Source organism: Luteipulveratus halotolerans, assembly GCF_001247745.1.
Lineage (GTDB): Bacteria > Actinomycetota > Actinomycetes > Actinomycetales > Dermatophilaceae > Luteipulveratus > Luteipulveratus halotolerans.
Genome location: NZ_LAIR01000002.1, coordinates 4164227 through 4183026 on the forward strand (window position 1 = coordinate 4164227; position 18800 = coordinate 4183026).

The window sequence follows — 18800 nt, forward strand, 5'->3', positions numbered from 1 at the left end:
CGTTGGTCTGACTCATCGCGCGCTCACTGAGGGCGCACGGTCGAGTGCGCCCCATCGCAGCACAGTTTCACACCGTTCGGTGGCAGCGCGCTGGTGGGTGACGATCACCACGCTCCGGTCGCGCGCCGACAGGTGCAGGTCGGCCAGCACGGACTGCGCCGTCGGGTGGTCCAGGTGAGCGACCGGTTCGTCGAGCAGCACCATCGGTCGTCGCGACAGGAGGGCGCGCGCGATGCCGAGCCGAGCGCGCTCACCACCGGACAGGCCGCGCTCGGACCCGATGCTCGTGTCGAGGCCGTCGGGCAGTGCCGCGAGCCACCGTCCGAGGCCGGCGTCCACCAGCGCGGTCGTGATCGCCGAGTCGTCGGCGTCCGGCCGGGCGAGGGCCAGGTTGGCGCGGACCGACCCGGCGAAGACGTGCGGCTCGTCGTCGACCACGGCGACCCGCCGGCGTACGGCGTCGGTCGAGAGGGTGCGCACCTCGTGGCCGTCGACGAGATGGGCGCCGGTCGTCGGGTCGAGCTGTCGGGCGAGCACGGCGAGCAGCGTGGACTTGCCGCTGCCGTTGGGGCCCGTCACGGCGACGTGTGCGCCGGGCCGCACGGTGAGGTCGGTAGCAGGCAGCGCCGTACGCCGGTCGTCCCAGGTGGCACTGACCCCGACCAGCTGCAGCGCGGGCCGGGTGCCGGGCTCGGCGCTCGCGTCGGTGTCACGCACCGCGGGCTCCTGCGCGAGCAGCGTCTCGACCCGGGCCTCGGCCGCACGCGACGCCGCGAGAGCGGACATGGCCGGCGGCAAGGTCGCGGCGACCTCACTCAACGCGACCGGCAGGAGCACGAGCATGGCTGCGAGAGGCGGAGCGACCTCGCCGGCGACGACGACGGCGATCAGCGCGGTCGCGGCACCGGTGAGCGCCAGCATCGCAGCGCCGCCGAGCGCGGTGGCGCGGGCCTGCCTCAGGGTGGCTCGCTCGAGCCGGCGGTGGGTCTCGGCGAGCCTGCTGGTCGCATACGTCGTCGCTGAGATCGCTTGCAGGTCAGGCATGTTCGCGGTCGCGAGGTGGCTGGCTGTGGCGACATCAGCGCGGGCCTGCAGGGCCGCGCGCTGCGTACGGCGTTCGAGTGCGTAGCACCCGGCGCAGACCAGCGCGAGGGCCGCGGCGAGGGCGAGGACGACGAGACCCGCTCGGGGCAGCAGCGCGGTGGCCAGGGCGATCGCGACGGCGAGAGCCACGAGCGCCGACATGACCGGCACGCGCACCCGCACGCTCGCGAACACCGCGTCGTCCAGGTCACGCACGAACCCGGTGAGCAGGTCACCGCGTCGGCGGCGGCCGAGGCGGGCGGGCGTGAGCGGGATCAGTCGGGCGTACGAGCGCGTACGCCGGTCGGTCAGGTCGGCGAGGGCCGCGTCGTGGGAGAGGACGCGTTCGGCGTACCGCAGCACGGGACGGCCGATGCCGAACGTGCGCACGGCCACGATCGCTGTGAGCAGGGTCAGCACGACCGGGCGCTCGGATGCGCGGACGATCAGCCAGCCGCTGGTCGCGGTGAGCGCGACACCGGACGCTGCGGCCAGGCCGCCGAGGAGCCCGGCCGCCCACCACGGGTGGGGCTTCCGGGCCGGGCGTGCGGAGTCGGTGGCGGCCCCCACCTCGACCGGCCGAGTGCGCATGTCGTGCTGGTTCGGGCCGGCCTCAACCAGCACGACATGCGCACTCGGCGAAGGGGTCGGGGCCGGAGAGAGGGCGATCGTCCGGTCGGCCGACGCCGCGAGCTCGGGATCGTGCGTGACGACCACGACGGTGCGCTCGCTGGCGAGCTCGGTCAGCAGCTCGCGGACGCGCGCGGCGGCGTCGGGGTCCAGATGCGCGGTGGGCTCGTCGACCAGCAGGAGGGGCGCGTCGTCACGGCGGGCGCGCTCGAGGGCGAGCTCGGCACGCTGGCCCGCCGACAGCCCGAACCCGTCGTCGCCCAGCACCGTCTCGCCGTCGAGCACCTCACTCCCCAGGCGAAATGTGACTTCAGGGGCTGCTGTGCGGGCTCGTGAAGTCACATCTCGCCCGGTGAGTGGGGCTTGGGCTGGGGCGCCGTCGGGCGGGTCGGAGAGCGCGAGGTTGGTGGCGAGCGTGGTCGGTACGACGAACGGCCGCTGGGTCACCAGGTGCGCCCGAGGCGCATGCACCGAGCCTGCGGTCGGCTCGCGCAGCCCGGCGAGCAGGTCGAGGACGGTGGTCTTGCCGCAGCCCGACGGACCGGTGATCGCCGTGAGGCCGGTGCCGATCGACAGGTTGAGTTCGTGCAGGACGTCGGTCGACGAGCCGGGGTAGCGATAGGTCAGGCCCTCTGCGCGCACCGGACCACCGTCGTACGCCGGTCGGTCGGCCACGTCGTCCGCGGCCAGCAGCTCATCGAGTGCCTGGGCGCCGTCGGCGGCTGCGTGGTACTCCTGGCCGACGCGACGGACCGGCCAGTACGCCTCTGGCGCCAGGAGAATCGCGGTCAGCGCGGTGCCGAGCGCCATGTGTCCGCCGGCGAGCCGCAGCCCGACGGCGACCGCGACCATCGCCACCGAGATGGTCGCGAGCAGCTCCAGGGCCGCCGAGGACAGGAACGCCGTCCGCAGGGTGCGTACGGTCGCGCGGCGGTGACGATCGCTGACGGCGCGTACGACGTCGACCTGCGCCTCCCCTCTCTGGTACGACACGAGAGTCGGAAGTCCGCGTACGACATCGAGGAAATGCCCTGCGAGAGTAGTCATCTCGGCCCACCGAGACGCCGTCTCGCGCTCGGTGTGCTTGCCGATGAGCGCAGCGAAGACCGGCAGCAGCGGCAGCGTCGCGATGACGATGAGCGCACTCCACACGTCGGTCCACAGCAGTGCGACCAGCGCGAGCGCGGGCACGACCGCTGCGGTGACCAGGGCCGGCAGGTAGCGGGAGACGTACGGTTCCAGGCTCGACGCACCCTCGCCGGCCAGCGTGGTCATGCGGTCGGACGACGGGCGTCGCTCGATCGGTGCCCCCAGCCAGCCCGCGACGCGGCGCTCACGGACCTCGCCGGCGACCCGGCTTCCTGACCACGCCGCAACGAAATCCGTTGCAGCAGAGACGATTCCGCGGGCGACGAGCAGAGCGCCGACGATCAATCCAGCCCGACCGACCCCGTCGCTCCTCACCACGCAGACGACCAGGTGCGCGAGAGCGAACGCCTGCGCCACGGCGAGCGCACCACCGACGACGCCGAGCGCTCCGAGCAGAGCGAGCGGTCGTCGTACGGCAGGGATCTCGCGAACCAGGCGAGGGTCGAAGGGGCGCATCAGACGCCGGCCCCCTCCGACGGCGACCGGTCACGTCGGGGCGCCCAGTCGCGCTCGTCGTGCGCAGGCGGGATGTGCTCGGTGGTGATGCGCTTACGGAAGGTCCAGTACGTGAACCCCTGGTAGAGCAGCACGATCGGCAGGAACAGCACTCCGACCCAGGTCATGATGCCGAGCGTCTTGTGCGAGCTCGCGGCGTTGTCGACGGTCAGTGACCACGCGGCGTTGGTGGAGGACGGCATCACGTCGGGGAACAGCATGACGAAGAGCGACGCCACGGCGAGGCCGATGGCGAGGAACGTGCCGGTGAAGGCGAGCCCCTCGCGGTCGCGGGCGTTGAGCAGCAGAGCCGCGACGAGCGCGACCGCTGCGAGGGCGGTCATGATCCAGCTGGCGACCGAACCGGAGTCGAGGCCGAGTACGACGAGCAGGACGGCTGCCGCGGCGACCGCCACCCACCCGATGCGACCCGCGAGAGTCCTTGCGTCCGAACGGATCTCGCCGTCCGTCTTGAGCGCGACGAACAGCAGTCCGTGCAGCAGGCAGACGGCCACCAGCGCGAGCCCGCCGAACAGCGCGGCCGGGTTGAGGAGCGTGAGGACCGAGCCGGTGAACTCGCGGTCGGCGTTGATCGGGATGCCTCGCACGATGTTGGTGAAGGTCACGCCCCAGATGAACGGCACGACCACCGAGCCGGCGATGATCATCCAGTCCCATCGCTGCCGCCACGTGTCGTCGTTGCGCTTGTGGCGGTACTCGAACCCGAGTGCGCGCACGATGAGGGCGACGAGGATCAGCAGCAGCGGCAGGTAGAAACCGCTGAACATCGTGGCGTACCAGTGGGGGAAGGCTGCGAACGTCGCACCGCCGGCCGTGATGAGCCAGACCTCGTTGCCGTCCCAGACCGGGCCGATCGTGTTGAGCAGCACGCGCCGCCGCTTCTCGGTGGTGCCGAGCACGGGGAACAGCATGCCGACGCCGAAGTCGAAACCCTCCAGGCAGAAGTAGCCGGTCCACAGGACGGCGATCAGGACGAACCAGACAGTTGTGAGCTCCATGTCGAAATCCCCTGTCTAGTAAGCGAACTGGAGAGGTTGGCTGTCGTCGGACGACGAGTCCGACGGCGTGTCCGGCGGATCCTTGAGCGGCTCTGCACCGGCCTTGGCATAACGCAGGGTGAGGCGTACCTCGATGACGGCGAGGACGGCGTACAGCAGGGTGAACGTGATGAGCGACGTCGCCACCTCGGCCGTCGAGACACCAGGTGACACACCGGACTTCGTCGTGAACAGGCCGAACACGAGCCACGGTTGACGACCGGTCTCGGTGAAGATCCAGCCGAACGCGTTGCCCAGCACGGGCGCCACTGCGACGAACCCGACGAGCCAGGGCCACCAGCGCGATCGGGCGGGTGCGTCGTTGCGACGTCGCAGGGTCCACAGGGCGAGCAGGGCGACCGCGCACGAGCTCATGCCGATGCCGATCATCATCCGGAACGACCAGTACGTGAGCGGCAGCGTCGGGGTGTACGACGGCGACGAGGTGAGCTCGGCCTGCTGGTACTTGGCCTGGTACTGCGCCTCGAGGTCGTTGATGCCGTGGATGGTGCCGTCGAAGCTGCCGGTTCCGAGGAACGACAACAGCTTCGGGACGGTGATGGCGACCTTCTCCTGCTCGCCGTTGAGGCTCGACACGGTCAGGATCGAGAACGGCGCGGAGTCCTGCGTCTCGTACAACGCCTCGGCGGCCGCCATCTTCATCGGCTGCACCTCGGTCATGACCTTGCCCTGGAAGTCACCGCTGATGGCGACGCCCGCCCCGGCGACGAGCAGCGCGATCGCGCCGACGCGGGCGCCGGTGCGATACATCGGCAGGTCGTCGGCGACGTGCTTCTTGTGGATGTGCCACATGCACGCGCCGAGCACGACCGCGGCGCCGCACATGTACGACGCGAACGCGGTGTGCGGGAACGTCACCATCTGCACCTTGTTGGTGAGCACGGCGACGAAGTCGGTCAGCTCGGCGCGGCCGGTCTCGGGGTTGATGCGGTAGCCGACCGGGTGCTGCATGAACGAGTTGGCCGCGAGGATGAAGTACGCCGACAGCAGCGTGCCGATGTGCACGATCCAGATGCACGCGACGTGCAGCTTCTCGGGGATGCGACCCCAGCCGAAGATCCACAGACCGAGGAACGTCGACTCCAGGAAGAACGCGAGCAGCGCCTCGATCGCGAGCGGCGCCCCGAAGATGTCGCCGACGAATCGTGAGTAGTCCGACCAGTTCATCCCGAACTGGAACTCCTGGACGATGCCGGTCACCAGGCCGAGGCCGAAGTTGATCGTGAACAGCTTGCCGAGGAACTTCGACAGCCGCAGATGAGCAGGGTTGCGAGTGCGCAGGTACACCGTGTGGAACCCGGCGACGAACGCGGACAGGCCGATCGTGACCGGCACGAACAGGAAGTGGTAGACGGTCGTGACAGCGAACTGCCACCGAGCCAGGTCGACGTTCACGGGCGCTCCTACTACGAGGTGTAGTAACAGCGTACTACTACACGTAGTAGTACGGCGAGAGTGCAGGCCTTGTCGCTCCGAGAGCGGTCAGGACGACAAGGCCTGCACTCTCGCCGCGAGACGTCGAGAGCGTCGCGGGGGCGGTGTGTCAGCCCCCGTAGATCTGGGACGCAGGCGGCGCGGTGAACGGCGTGACGGCGTTCCAGCTGCTGAACGTCATGTCGGCGCCAGGCAGGTGGGCCTCCAGCGGCCGGTGGCTCGGGTCCGCCGTGACCGCGAACCAGTACCCCGGGTCGCTCGTCGAGGTGACCTTGATCGCGGCCTCCCCTTGATAGGTCGCGGGATGGGTTGTGCTCTGGCCGGCCGCATCGTCGAACTCACCCAAGGACTCGGCGAGGTACGTACGCGCGGTCTTGGTCGGCGTCGCGACCTTGACGAGGTACTTGCCGACCCGCCTGTGCGCCTCGGCGGAGGGAACGCCGCTGGACGTCCAGAACCTGACGTCGCCCATTCCGTACATCTTCCCGGCGACCACCATGTTGGTCAGCGTGCCTTCGGACGTGCTGGTCATCCGGCCCTTCTGGTTGGACCCGTCGGCCTGCCCGGAGATGTCCATGGTGTTGTGCTCAGCGCCCTGCTGCAGGTCCATCGTGATGCGCACGGACTTCACCGTGCTGCTCGTCCTCTTGGCGGTAGCGAGCAGCGCCGCGCCACTCTCCTCGGCAGTGCCCGCGGTCGACGTCGGGACACTCGCGCTCGTGCTCGGTACGACTGACGGTGCTGCGGCGGGCGGGGCCTCATCCCCGCACGCGGCGAGTGTCAGCGAGCAGATCGCCATGACTGTCAGCGCAATTCGACGAGATGTGCAGCCGAGCATCGGTCTCCTGAGTGTGAGTGAGAAGGGGCGTACGGCCGTCCTCAGGCGCCGCCGGGCACCTTGACCTGCTGGGAGGCGGGCGGTGCGGTGTACGACGGCACGGCGTCCCACTCGGTCAGCGCGACCTTGCCCTCCTTGGAGGTGATCTCCAGCGGCAGCCGCTTGGCGTCGTCCACCACCGTGATGTTGGTGGTCTCGGCCGCGAAGCGCGGCGCCAGCTGGAGAGCCGCCTGGGTGCCCACCTGCTTGCTGGTGACCGTGGTGTTGACGGAGTTGATGCGGGAGTCGTCGAAGCCGTCGGTCATGTCGGAGATGAGCTTCTTCATGGTGAAGTTGTTGAACGAGGCGGCCTTGTCGGCGGGTGCCTTGATGTACTTGCCGGCGTACTTGTTGGCGGTGGCCGTCGGTGCACCCTGCTTGATCCAGTACGTCCGATCGCCCTTGACGTAGTGGGTGCCGCTGATCGTGCGGATCGTGATCGTGCCGTCCGTGGCCGTCTTGACGGTGACCTCCTGGTTGGAGGTCTGGATCTGGCCGCGGGCGTCGATGTGCATCTTCTCGCCGTCCTCGACGACGTCACCCGACACGTGCGCGCTCTTGGCCTGGTTGGCCGACGTCTTGGACGTCCGCAGGATCTGGCCCGGGTCGCGGCTGCCGGTGGCCGGCGCAGCGGCCGTGCTCGGCGTCGTCGTGGTCGGGGCGGCGCTCGACGTGCTCGGCGCCTGACTGGACGACGCCTCCGAGGACGCGGCCGTCGACGTCGTGGCGGCGCCGGTCGCCGGAGCCGAGGCGTTGGTCACCGAGACCGAGTCGTCGCCGCACGCGGTGAGGAGCGCGATCGACAACGGCGCCGCAGCGACGAGCGCGAGAGTACGACGGGTGGCGGAGTGCAGCATGAGGGTTCCTCCCCGAGATGGTGCGGTGTGCGGGATCGTACGGCCGCTCAGCGGCGTACGGGCAACGGCGGCAGCGGGCCGGAACGGACCCACGCGTCGATGATCGGACGCACCGGGACGTCGAGGCGTTCCTCGGCAAGCTCGACGAAGTCGTCGGTGGTGACGTTGCCGCCGCGGTGGCGGTCGACCCAGGCGCGCAGCAGGTCGAAGAACGCCTCGTCACCCGCGGTGAGCCGCAGGGCGTGCAGGGTGAGGGCTCCGCGCTTGTAGACCCGGTCGTCGAAGACGTCGTCCGGCCCGGGATCGCCGAGGACGAGCCTCTGGCCCAGCTCGGCCAGTCGACCCCAGTGCTCGTGCGCACGCTGATCGGCGGTCGGCCCGCCGGACTCCTCCGACCACAGCCACTCCGAGTAGCAGGCGAACCCCTCGTGCAGCCAGATGTCGCGCAGCGTCCGCAGGGTGACGGCGTTGCCGAACCACTGGTGGGCCAGCTCGTGGGCGATGAGGCGCTGGCTGTCCCAGTCGCGGGTCAGCAGGTTGGACCCGAAGATCGACAACCCCTGCGCCTCGAGCGGGATCTCCAGCTCGTCATCGGTGACGACCACGCGGTAGCCGCTGAACGGGTACGGCCCGAACAGGCGCGTGAACAGCTCGAGCATCGCGGGCTGGTCGGCGAACGCGATGTCGAACGCCCTCCGCCGGGCCGGCGGCAGCGCCGCGGTCAGGGGCACGACCGCGCGGATCTCGTGCTCGGCGTACCGGCCGATCTGCACCGTGGCGAGGTAGGTCGCCATCGGGTCGGTCATCTCGTACGTCCACGTCGTGCGGCTCGCGCGGCGACGCTGCTCGGTGCGCACGCCGTTGGCGACGACGAGGTAGTCGGAGGCCGCCGTGACGGTGATGCGGTAGGTCGCTTTGTTGTCGGGGCGGTCGTTGCACGGGTACCACGACGGGGCGCCGCCGGGCTGCGAGGCGACGATGACGCCGTCCTCGAGCTCTTCCCAGCCGGCGTCGCCGACCTTGTCCTTGACCGGCTTCGGGGCGCCGCGGTAGGTGATCGTGACCGTGGCCTCCTCGCCCGCAGCGAGCGGCTGCTGCAGCACGAGCCGCAGGCGACCGCTGCGGTGGGTGTGCCGCTTGAGCCGGACACCGGTGACCTTGACGACCTTGAGGTGGTGCAGGTCGAGCGTGAGGTCGTCCAGGTCGATGTTGGCACGCACGGTCAGCGTCGCGCGCCCCGTGAGGTGGTTGTTGTCGAGCGCGTAGTCGACGTCGAGGTCGTAGTGCAGGACTTCGTACGAGTGGTCACCGTGCCCGGGGAGGTAGGGGTCAGCCTCGGGTCGCCGCATCAGTCGTCCTCGACCCACGGGCCGATCGGGTTGCCGATCCAGCGCGTCTTGTCGGGGACGGACTCTCCTCGCATGACCAGTGACACCGGGCCGACGGTAGCGTGCCGACCCAGCGTCGCGGCCGGAAGGATGACGCCGTGCGGTCCGATCGTGGCCCCCTGCTTGAGCACGACCTCGTCCATCGACAGCACCCGGTCGTGGAACAGGTGGGTCTGGACGACGCAGCCGCGGCTGACCGTGGCGCCGTCGCGCAGCTCGATCAGGTCGGCCTCCGGCAGCCAGTACGTCTCGCACCAGACTCCCCGCCCGATGCGTGATCCCATCGTGCGCAGCCACAGGTTGAGCACCGGACTGCCGGCCGCCGAACGCGCGAGCCAGGGTGCGGCCAGCACCTCGACGAACGTGTCGGCGAGCTCGTTGCGCCACACGAACGAGCTCCACAGCGGGTGGTCGCCCGCACGGATGCGGCCGACGAGCGCCCACTTCGCAAGCGTGGTCACGGCGGCGGCCACCGCGCCCGCGACCATCAGGACGAGACCGGCGAGCAGCAGCACCGCCCACAGCCCCCAGCGGTCCTGAATCTCCAGCAGCAGCCACGCCACGGCGACGGCGAGCCCGAACGACAGCAGCACCGGCACGATGCGGCACGCCTCGACCAGGGCCCGTGCGACCTTGAGGCGGCGCGGCGGGCGGTACGTACGCGTGTCGTCACCCTTGCTGGACTGGCGCCGCAGCCGTTGGGGCGGGCTGCCCAGCCACGACGTACCGGACTTGGGCTTGGCGTCCTTGCCGGGAGCAGCGGACAGCACCGCGACCAGGCCCTTCTTGGGCACCTTGCGACCGGGCGCCGTCATGCCGGAGTTGCCCACGAAGGCGCGCTTGCCGATCTTCGTGCGTTCGACGCGCAGCCAGCCGCCGCCCAGCTCGTACGGGCCGACGAGCGTGTCGTCGGCGAGGAACGCACCCTCGCCGACGGTGACCAGCGACGGGATCATCAGCACGGTCGACGCCTCGACCTCGCTGCCGATCCTGGCGCCGAGCGAACGCAGCCACGCCGGCGTGAGAGCGCTGGAGTAGAGCGGGAACAGCCAGGTGCGCGCCTCGTCGAGGACGCGCATCGTGCCCCACGCCTGCAGGGCCTGTCGGCTGTGCACGGGGTGGTGGCCGGCGGTGAGCCCGATGCCGAGCAGGCGCACGGACACCCAGATGAGAGCGGTCAGCACGATCAGGCCGACGACGCCGCCGGCGACGACCATCGGCACGGCCATCGCGGCAAGGCTGCGGTCGCCGAGCACGGCGGCTCCGACAAGCACCGCCGCGGCCGTGGCGATCACCGGCAGAAGGGCGATGACGACGGCGACGAGGCCGTACGCCAGTGTCATGACCGGCTTGTGCTTCGGGCGCTCGTCGGACCACGGGCCGCGAGCCTTGCCGACCTTGGTGGCAGGCGCACCGCTCCACGCCTCGTCGTCAGGCACCTCGCCGAACACCGCTGAGCCCGGGGCGATCTCGGCGCGTCGGCCGACGACGGCGCCCGGTGTGAGGGTCGAGCGCGTGCCGACGCGGGCCTCACGGCGTACGGTCACCGTGCCGATGTGCAGGCGGTCGCCGTCGAGCCAGTGCCCGCTCAGGTCGACCTCGGGCTCGATCGACGCCGCAGCGCCCACGGTGAGGAAGCCGGTCACCGGTGGGAAGCTGTGCAGATCGACGTTCTTGCCGATCTTGGCGCCGAGCGCACGGGCGTACGCCGTCATCCAGGGAGCGCCCGACAGGCGGGTGGCGCCGACCTCCTCGGCGATGTGCTCGGCCAGCCAGAGGCGCAGGTGCACCTTGCCACCGCGTGGGTACGAACCGGGCTCGATGCCCACCATCGTCAGGCGGATCAGCAGCACTGCCAACGCCATTCGGCCGGGCGGCGTGAGCAGCACGAGCCACATCGGGACGACCGCCCACCAGGTGGCCGTCGGCAGGTCGCGGTCGACGACCTGAGCTGTGAGGGCCGTGCCGAGCACCAGCCAGGCGACCCAGCGCAGGCCCGCGAGCCAGCGCAGAGCGACGAGCCCGACGTTCTGCCCGAGCTGCGTCTTGAGCGGCGTGGGACGGACCGAGCGCTCGCGCACGTTGGCCGGGGCGCTCATCGAGTCCAGCTGTGCCGCAAGGGATTTGACGGTCGGGTAGTCGTAGATGTCGGCGACCGTGATCTCGGGCTGCGTCTCGCGCAGCCGCGACACCATCTGCGCCGCGGTGAGGCTGCCGCCGCCGAGGTCGAAGAAGTCGTCGTTCTCAGACGTGACCTCGGCGCCCAGCACCTCGAGCCACAGGTCGGCGATCGCCTTGGGCGTCCCCGTGAGCTCGGCCGGCGCGTCGGTCGACGCCGCGCGCAGGGTCGCGACCGGCCACGGCAGCGCGTTGCGGTCGATCTTGCCGCTCGTGCGTGTGGGCAGCGTGTCGACGGCGGCGAGGCGCGGCACCATCGTGGCGGGCATGACCGCGCGCAGCTGCTGCATCGCCGCTGACAGGTCGAAGTCGTCCTCGACCTTGACGTAGCCGACGAGGATCTGCGTGCCCGAGCTGGTCTTGCGGACGGCGGCGGCGCCACCGGCGACACCGGGCAGGGCGGTCAGAGCGGCGTCGACCTCACCCAGCTCGATACGCCGGCCGCCGAGCTTGATCTGCTCGTCGGCCCGACCGCCGAAGACCAGGCCGGCGGAGTCGCGTACGACGAGGTCACCGCTGCGGTAGGCGCGGTCCCAGCCGAGGGTCGGCATGGGCGCGTACTTCTCGGCGTCCTTGGCCGGGTCGAGGTAGCGGGCCAGCCCGACGCCGCCGATGATCAGCTCACCCGTCTCGCCCTCGGCGACCGGATTGCCTTGTGCGTCAACGACTTCCAGGTCCCAGCCGTCGAGGGGCAGGCCGATGCGTACGGGCTCCTCGCCGGTCAGGGGAGCGGCGCAGGCGACCACGGTGGCCTCGGTCGGACCGTAGGTGTTCCAGGCCTCGCGGCCGCCGGTGAAGTAGCGAGCGCCGAGCTCGGCGGGCGCGGCCTCGCCGCCGAGGATCAGCAGCCGGACCTTGGCGAGCGCCTCGGCCGGCCAGAGCGCGAGCAGCGTCGGCACGGTCGAGACGACGGTGATGCTGTTGGCGATCAGCCACGGGCCGAGGTCCATGCCGGAGCGCACGAGTGAGCGGGGCGCCGGGACGAGGCAGGCGCCGTAGCGCCACGCCAGCCACATCTCCTCGCAGCTCGCGTCGAACGCGACCGACAGGCCGGCCATGACGCGGTCGTCGACCCCGAGCGGGTCGTCCTGCAGGAACAGGCGTGCCTCGGCGTCGACGAACGCCGCGGCGTTGCGGTGGCTGACCGCCACGCCCTTGGGTGTGCCGGTCGAGCCGGACGTGAAGATGATCCACGCGTCGTCGTCGAGCGTCGGCTCCTCGACCGCGCGCACCTCGCTGGTCGAGTGGGCGAGCCCCTCAGGGCGAGCCGCATCGAGACCCCGGCGTACGTCGATGGTGAGGTCGTCGCCGAGCACCGCTGCGACAGCGGCCTCCCCGAAGACCGTGCGTGCGCGCTCGTCGGGGTCGTCGGCGTCGACGGGGACGTACGCCGCGCCGGCCAGCAGCGTGCCGATGATCGCGACGTAGAGGTCGGTGGTGCCGGACTTGATGCGGACGCCGACCCGGTCGCCGCGCGCGACGCCCACCTCGGCGAGCTGCTCGGCGAGCTCGGTCGCGGCCTCGTGCAGCTCGGCGTACGTCATCACGGTCGCCCCGTTGTCGAGCGCCGGCGCGTCGGGGCACTCCTGGACGGTCTCGGTGAAGATGTCGACGAGGGTGCGCGGTGGCGGTGCGCTCGTTCCACGCAGCAGCGTCACAGGCGTACTCCATCTTGTGCTGTCCGACAGTCGCGGCATTGTCCCGTACGAAGGTGAACGGTCGGTTCCGCCGGGCACCGTGTGGTCGGGGTCACTTCGCCCTGACAGCGCGGGAAAACCGGTGGTCGTACGCCATTACCCTGGGACGCATGACTGATCCCGGCACTGTCCTCACTCCTCACGTCCAGGCGGCCATGGCGGCTGCTTTCGGGCCTGAGTGGCGAGAGGCGGACCCGGTGATCCGTCCGGCCAACAAGAAGCAGACCAGCGCCGACCTGCAGGTCAACGCCGCGATGGCCGCTGCCAAGAAGGTCGGCAAGCCGCCGCGCGAGGTCGCCGCCGCGATCGTCGAGCACCTCGACGCCCCCGAGCTGGTCGAGTCGGTCGAGATCGCCGGGCCGGGCTTCCTCAACATCACCCTGCGCGACGCCTGGGTGGCCCAGGCCGCCCAGGCTCAGCTGGCCGACGAGCGGCTCGGGCTGCCGACGCCCCCGAAGGAGACCGTCGTCGTCGACTACTCCTCGGTCAACGCGGCCAAGGAGATGCACGTCGCCCACCTGCGCAGCGCCGTGGTCGGCGACTCGCTGGTGCGTACGCTCTCGGCGCTCGGGCACGACGTCATCCGGCAGAACCACCTCGGTGACTGGGGCACGTCGTTCGGGATGCTCATCGAGCACCTGCTCGAGGTCGGCCCCGACAGTGACGAGGCGGGTCTGCTCGAGTCCGACCCCAACGCGTTCTACCGGGGCGCACGCTCGAAGTTCAAGGCCGCTGACGAGGCCGAGCCCGCAGGCAGCGCAGGCGATTTCGCGGTGCGCTCCCGCAAGCGGGTCACCCTGCTGCAGGGCGGCGACGCCGAGACGCTGAAGTACTGGCACCAGATCATGGACCGCACCAAGGTCTACCTCAACCGCGTCTACACCGAGCTCGGCGTGACCCTCACCGACGACGACATCGCGGGTGAGTCGTCGTACAACGACGAGCTGGCCGGCGTCTGTGATGCGTTGGAGGACAAGGGAATTGCGCGCATCAGCGACGGTGCGCTGTGCGTCTTCCTCGACGGCTACACCGGCCGCGACGACCAGCCGGTGCCGCTGATCATCCGCAAGTCCGACGGCGGCTACGGCTACGCCACCACCGACATCGCGACCATCCGGCACCGCTCGCTCGACCTCAAGGCGGACCGCGCGCTGTACGTCGTCGGCGCGCCCCAGAACCTGCACTTCCGCATGTGCTGGGAGGCCGCCGACCAGGCCGGCTGGATCCAGGGCACCGAGCCCATCCACGTGCAGATCGGCAACGTCGTGGGCGCCGACGGCAAGATCCTGCGTACGCGTTCGGGTGACCTCGTCGCGCTGCAGACGCTCGTCGACGCCGCCCTGGAGCGTGCGGCTGAGGTCGTCGCCGAGTCGCGCGCCGACCTGCCCGAGGACGTCCGCGCCACGATCGCCCACCAGGTCGGTATCGCCGCGATCAAGTACTCCGACCTGTCGGTCTCGCACGACAGCGGCTACACCTTCGACCTGGACCGGATGATCGCCTTCCAGGGCAACACCGGCCCCTACCTGCAGTACGCCACCGCCCGCATCCGTTCGATCCTGCGGCGGGCCGACGCGGTCGAGACGAACGGCCCGATCGTGGTGACCGAGCCGGCCGAGCGGGCCCTCGCCCTCAAGCTGCTCGACTACGGCTCGGTCGTCGCTGCCGTCGGCGAGACGTTGGAGCCGCACCGGCTGGCGGCGTACCTGTTCGAGGTGGCCTCGACGTTCACGACGTTCTACGAGCACTGCCCGGTGCTCAAGGCCGAGGACAACGCGGTCAAGGACTCGCGGCTCGCGCTGTGCGCGCTCACGCTGCGGGTGCTCGTCGAGGGGCTGGACCTGCTCGGCATCGAGTCGCCCGACCAGATGTAGCCCAGCGAAACGACCCGCCCTTTGCGAGACGACCCGCCGATCCGCGGGTCGTCTCGCAAAGGGCGGGTCGTTTCGCTGGGCGGGTGAGTCGGTCGCCGTACGAGTCGAGTCCTGGGCTACGGCACACGCTTGAGCATCCGCCGTACCGCGGCCTCGAGCTCGTCGAGGTCGGAGCCGACGGTCGCAGCAATGATCTCTCGCGAGGTGTCGAAGGAGCGGTGGGCGAGGCGGTCTCGCAGACCGGCGATCGTCGACCAGGGCATGTCTGGCTCGCCGTCGCGGAGGGAGGCGGGTAAGTCCTTGACGGCCTCACCGATCTGGACGAGCCGCATGCAGATCGCGCCGAACACCAGGTCGTCGTCGAGGTCGCCCCGCTCGACGTGCGACCGAATCGCCGCGATGGCGCTGATGATGTCGAGCAGCCGGAGCGACTCGTCGCGGGTCACAGGGGGACTGCCTCTCGGTCGACGATGTCGCGCAAAGCGGGCTTCAGTGAGGTGTCGGGCACCAGATCGACGTCGACATCGAGAATGCGCTGCAGGTCGGACTGCGCTCTGGCGAGGCCGATGACACCGAGTCCAGCGGGCGTGTGAGCGATCAGATCGATGTCGCTGGCGGGGCCCTCCTCGCCGCGCGCGACGCTGCCGAACACGCGCAGGTCGGTCAGGCCGTACGCAGCGGCGACCTCGCGGATCTCGGCTCGGTGCGCCCGAAGCCGCTGACCGAGCCGGCCCTCCAGGGCGCTGGTCGGGTGAGCGTCCAGGCGGACCGTGAGCGCGAATCCTGTTGCGGCGACGAGCTTTCGGAGCATGGGCAGCGACGGCTCGCGCCGTCCTGACTCGTATGCACTGACCACGCTCTGTGTCACTCCGGCTCGTTGGGCGAGGACGCCCTGTGTGAGTCCTGCGCGACGACGAGCGTCACGCAGGATGCTGGCGGAAGACGTGGGCACGACGCCACGATATAGCGTATCGTCAATAGTGACAATACGCGATATTTCGGTGCGGGTATGCACCAGAACCTTCAGCACGCCAAGGGGCTTCGGGCGCAGTGGGTACGACCCGGCCCAGGTCGACGACTTCCTGGACGAGCTGCGTCGGATGGTGCCCGAAGGCTGAGCGGTCGTCGCGTCAGTGGGTGAGCTTGAGGCCGATCACGCAGCCGACCAGGCCGAGCAGCAGCACGATCTTCAGCGGTGAGGTCGGCTCGGCGCCGGTCGCCATGCCGTACGCCACCGTGAGCGCGGCCCCGATGCCGACCCACACGGCGTACCCGGTGCCGACCGGGATCTCACGCAACGCGTAGGCGAGGCCGCCCATGCTCAGGGTGAGTGAGACGGCGAACAGCACGCTCGGCCACAGGCGGGTGAATCCTTCGGTGCGGCTCAGCGCGGTGGCCCAGACGGCCTCGAGACTCCGGAGACGACGAGCACGATCCACGACATGACAAGACACTCCCGTTGGCAGTCTTGTCGCTGGCCGGGTACTGCTCCCTCGTCCGGTGGCGCGATCGCCGCGCCTGATCCCAAGGTCGCACGCCCGAGTACGCCGGGCAAGTCGGTCGTCGTACGACGGTCACTCGCCGACGGCGCCGTCGATCGCCTGCCGCAGCAGGTCGGCGTGCCCGTTGTGGCGGGCGTACTCCTGGATCACCTGCACGAAGATCCAGCGCAGCGAGTTGGGGCCGGTGGTCGGCCCGTCGAACGTCGCGTCGAGCGGCAGGTGCGCGACCGCCGTTCGGCACGCGTCCTGCTCGGCGACCAGCCCGTCGTACAGCTCGCGCGCCGAACGTGACGCGACCGAGGCGTACCAGCGCGGTGTGGTCGTGTCGACGTCGAACGGCGGGCCGACGGCCTCGCCCAGCAGCAGGATCCTGAACCACGTGCGCTCGACCTCGGTCGCGTGACCGAGCAGGCCGAGCAGCGACAGGTCGGACGGTGGCGCGGCCTGGCGGGCGAGCTGGTCGGCGTCGAGGCCGGTGCACTTGCGCAGCAGGGTGGCGCGCTGCTTGTCGAGCCAGGCCTCCAGCGTGGCCCGCTCATCGGCGTTGCGCGGTGTGGGCGGGTCGGCGACCTCGGGCGCGGTCCACGGCATGGTGCGCAGCATCCTCCGGCGGGCCGCTGCGCGCACGGCCGGAATCGACGGTGAGCGCAGTCCAGTTCGCCGGGAAGGAATCGGCGTCTCGCGCGGTTGCCGCACACGGACGACTCATCCGTGTGATCAAGGAGCAACGGTGACTGAAGCAGTGCAGCAGACCGGCGGCAAGGACCGCGCAGACTTCTGGTTCGACCCGCTGTGCCCGTGGTGCTGGATCACCTCGCGCTGGATCCTCGAGGTCGAGAAGGTTCGCGACATCGAGGCGAGCTTCCACGTCATGAGCCTCAGCGTCCTCAACGAGGGCCGCGACCTGCCCGAGGGCTACCGCGACATGCTCGACAAGGGCTGGGGCCCGGTCCGGGTGGCGATCGCCGCCCAGGAGAAGCACGGCGACGAGGTGCTGCTGCCGCTCTACACGGCCATGGGCACCCGCATCCACAACCGCAAGGCCGACTACGACTGGGACGACCGCGTCGCGGCTCTCACCCAGATCATCCAGGAGTCGCTGGAGGAGGTCGGGCTGCCCGCCGAGCTCGCCCAGGCGGCCGACTCGACCGACTTCGACGAGGCCCTGCGCAAGAGCCACCACGAGGGCATGGACGCCGTCGGCGACGACGTGGGCACGCCGACCATCCACGTCAACGGCGTGGCGTTCTTCGGGCCGGTCCTGTCGCGCATCCCGCGCGGTGAGGACGCGGGACGTGTCTGGGACGGTGCGGTCGCGCTGTCGTCGTACCCGCACTTCTTCGAGCTCAAGCGCACTCGCACCGAGGACCCCGAGTTCGACTGAGCCACCACGCATTCCGACACTGCATCGACCGTGACCTGAGCGCACGACGCCGAAAGACGCAGACGACGCGGACATGTCCGCGTCGTCTGCGTCTTTGAGCGTCGTCTGAGCGGCGCTGAGTCGGGCGCCTCAGGCGCCGGGGAAGCCCTGCGGGTTCTGCGACTGCCAGCGCCAGGTGTCGGCGCACATGTCCTCGACCGTGCGGGTGGCCTTCCAGCCCAGCTCGTTATCGGCGCGTGTCGAGTCGGCCCAGTACGCCGGCAGGTCGCCTGCGCGGCGCCCGACGATCTCGTGCGGCAGCTCGTGGCCGACGGCCTTCTCGAACGCGTGGAGCATCTCGAGCACCGACGTGCCCTGACCGGTGCCGAGGTTGAAGGCACGCACCGGCTCGCTCATCGTCGCGAGGTGCTCGACCGCAGCCACGTGCCCCTCGGCGAGGTCGAGCACGTGGATGTAGTCGCGCTCGCAGGTGCCGTCCTTGGTGGGGTAGTCGTCCCCGAAGATCGACAGCTTGTCGCGCCGGCCGACCGCGACCTGGGAGATGAACGGCATCAGGTTGTTGGGGATGCCCTGCGGGTCCTCGCCGATCTCACCGGAGGTGTGCGCGCCGACGGGGTTGAAGTAGCGCAGCAGCGCGACCTTCATGCCCTCGGTCGCGGCGGCGACGTCGGTGAGCACCCGCTCCTGCATGACCTTGGTCCAGCCGTACGGGCTGGATGACGCGAGCGGCTGGTAGTCCTCGTGATACGGCACGGGCGCGCTGTCGCCGTACACCGTCGCCGAGGAGGAGAAGACCAGGCGCTTCACGTCGTGCGCGGCCATCGCCCGCACCAGCGAGAACGTCGAGCCGAGGTTGTTGGCGTAGTAGTCGAGCGGCTTGCCGACGCTCTCGCCGACCGCCTTGAAGCCGGCGAAGTGGATGACCGCGTCGATGTGCTCGTGCGCGAACAGGTGCTCGGTCTTGTCGACGTCGGTGAGGTCGAAGGAGTGCAGCGGCACGTGCTTGCCGGACAGCGACTCCAGCCGCGGGATCACCGTGGGCTTGCTGTTGGCGAAGTCGTCGACGACGAGCACGTCGTGCCCGGCGTCGAGGAGTGACAGGACCGTGTGGGAGCCGATGTAGCCGGCACCGCCGGAGACGAGGACGCGCATGGCGACCACCCTAGGTGAGGT

The 18800-nt window shown here is 70.2% G+C and carries 14 protein-coding genes, 1 pseudogene and 1 riboswitch; of the genes and pseudogenes, 3 read left to right on the top strand and 12 right to left on the bottom strand.

Annotated features, from left to right (window positions below; translation table 11 throughout):
- Positions 1 to 12 precede the first annotated feature (12 nt).
- The 7 genes from cydC to VV01_RS20950 form a co-directional block, all read right to left on the bottom strand.
- Entirely contained in the window at positions 13 to 3318 is a 3306-nt protein-coding gene (cydC, locus tag VV01_RS24545; RefSeq protein WP_050671589.1) for a thiol reductant ABC exporter subunit CydC, read from the bottom strand.
- Positions 3318 to 4376, bottom strand: a complete 1059-nt coding sequence (cydB, locus tag VV01_RS20920; protein ID WP_050671590.1) for a cytochrome d ubiquinol oxidase subunit II — start codon at positions 4374 to 4376, stop codon at positions 3318 to 3320. Before cydB ends, cydC begins: the two co-directional genes overlap by 1 nt.
- A 15-nt stretch (positions 4377 to 4391) precedes the next feature.
- Positions 4392 to 5831 (bottom strand): cytochrome ubiquinol oxidase subunit I, encoded by a 1440-nt coding sequence (locus VV01_RS20925; RefSeq protein WP_050671591.1) that lies wholly within the window; start codon positions 5829 to 5831, stop codon positions 4392 to 4394.
- 148 nt (positions 5832 to 5979) lie between these two features.
- The gene (locus VV01_RS20930; RefSeq protein ID WP_157509021.1) at positions 5980 to 6492 is read right to left on the bottom strand and encodes a hypothetical protein; all 513 of its coding nucleotides are present in this window, start codon (positions 6490 to 6492) and stop codon (positions 5980 to 5982) included.
- 257 nt (positions 6493 to 6749) lie between these two features.
- Positions 6750 to 7604: a hypothetical protein gene (locus tag VV01_RS20940; protein ID WP_050671594.1), complete on the bottom strand. Its 855-nt coding sequence runs from the start codon at positions 7602 to 7604 to the stop codon at positions 6750 to 6752.
- 47 nt (positions 7605 to 7651) lie between these two features.
- Positions 7652 to 8953 carry a M1 family metallopeptidase gene (locus VV01_RS20945; protein ID WP_050671595.1) on the bottom strand — a complete coding sequence of 434 codons (1302 nt, stop codon included), beginning with the start codon at positions 8951 to 8953 and terminating at the stop codon, positions 7652 to 7654.
- Entirely contained in the window at positions 8953 to 12867 is a 3915-nt protein-coding gene (locus VV01_RS20950; RefSeq protein ID WP_050671596.1) for a Pls/PosA family non-ribosomal peptide synthetase, read from the bottom strand. Before VV01_RS20950 ends, VV01_RS20945 begins: the two co-directional genes overlap by 1 nt.
- A 110-nt stretch (positions 12868 to 12977) precedes the next feature.
- Here VV01_RS20950 and argS point away from each other — a divergent pair, with 110 nt between their 5' ends.
- Positions 12978 to 14741 carry an arginine--tRNA ligase gene (argS, locus tag VV01_RS20955; protein ID WP_050671597.1) on the top strand — a complete coding sequence of 588 codons (1764 nt, stop codon included), beginning with the start codon at positions 12978 to 12980 and terminating at the stop codon, positions 14739 to 14741.
- 116 nt (positions 14742 to 14857) lie between these two features.
- On the opposite strand, the gene VV01_RS20960 is transcribed toward argS, so the two are convergent.
- A complete protein-coding gene (locus VV01_RS20960; protein WP_050671598.1) occupies positions 14858 to 15187 on the bottom strand; it encodes a HepT-like ribonuclease domain-containing protein in 330 nt (109 codons plus the stop codon).
- Positions 15184 to 15693, bottom strand: coding sequence for an XRE family transcriptional regulator (locus VV01_RS20965; protein ID WP_197275129.1), 510 nt, complete (start codon positions 15691 to 15693; stop codon positions 15184 to 15186). Before VV01_RS20965 ends, VV01_RS20960 begins: the two co-directional genes overlap by 4 nt.
- Here VV01_RS20965 and VV01_RS25000 point away from each other — a divergent pair.
- The gene (locus VV01_RS25000; protein ID WP_082221135.1) at positions 15671 to 15859 is read left to right on the top strand and encodes a DivIVA domain-containing protein; all 189 of its coding nucleotides are present in this window, start codon (positions 15671 to 15673) and stop codon (positions 15857 to 15859) included. The two genes, VV01_RS20965 and VV01_RS25000, sit on opposite strands and share 23 nt — an antisense overlap.
- 12 nt (positions 15860 to 15871) lie before the next feature.
- On the opposite strand, the pseudogene VV01_RS20970 reads toward VV01_RS25000, so the two are convergent.
- Positions 15872 to 16185, bottom strand: a pseudogene (locus VV01_RS20970) (DMT family transporter).
- 14 nt (positions 16186 to 16199) lie between these two features.
- Positions 16200 to 16264, bottom strand: a riboswitch (guanidine-III (ykkC-III) riboswitch).
- 51 nt (positions 16265 to 16315) lie between these two features.
- Positions 16316 to 16834, bottom strand: a complete 519-nt coding sequence (locus tag VV01_RS20975) for a mycothiol transferase (protein ID WP_050672071.1) — start codon at positions 16832 to 16834, stop codon at positions 16316 to 16318.
- A 139-nt stretch (positions 16835 to 16973) separates the two neighbouring features.
- Here VV01_RS20975 and VV01_RS20980 point away from each other — a divergent pair, with 139 nt between their 5' ends.
- Positions 16974 to 17627, top strand: a complete 654-nt coding sequence (locus VV01_RS20980; RefSeq protein ID WP_269431140.1) for a mycothiol-dependent nitroreductase Rv2466c family protein — start codon at positions 16974 to 16976, stop codon at positions 17625 to 17627.
- A gap of 129 nt (positions 17628 to 17756) precedes the next feature.
- Here VV01_RS20980 and galE read toward each other — a convergent pair whose 3' ends face one another.
- Positions 17757 to 18779 (bottom strand): UDP-glucose 4-epimerase GalE, encoded by a 1023-nt coding sequence (gene galE, locus VV01_RS20985; protein WP_050671600.1) that lies wholly within the window; start codon positions 18777 to 18779, stop codon positions 17757 to 17759.
- Between the last annotated feature and the right edge of the window lie 21 nt (positions 18780 to 18800).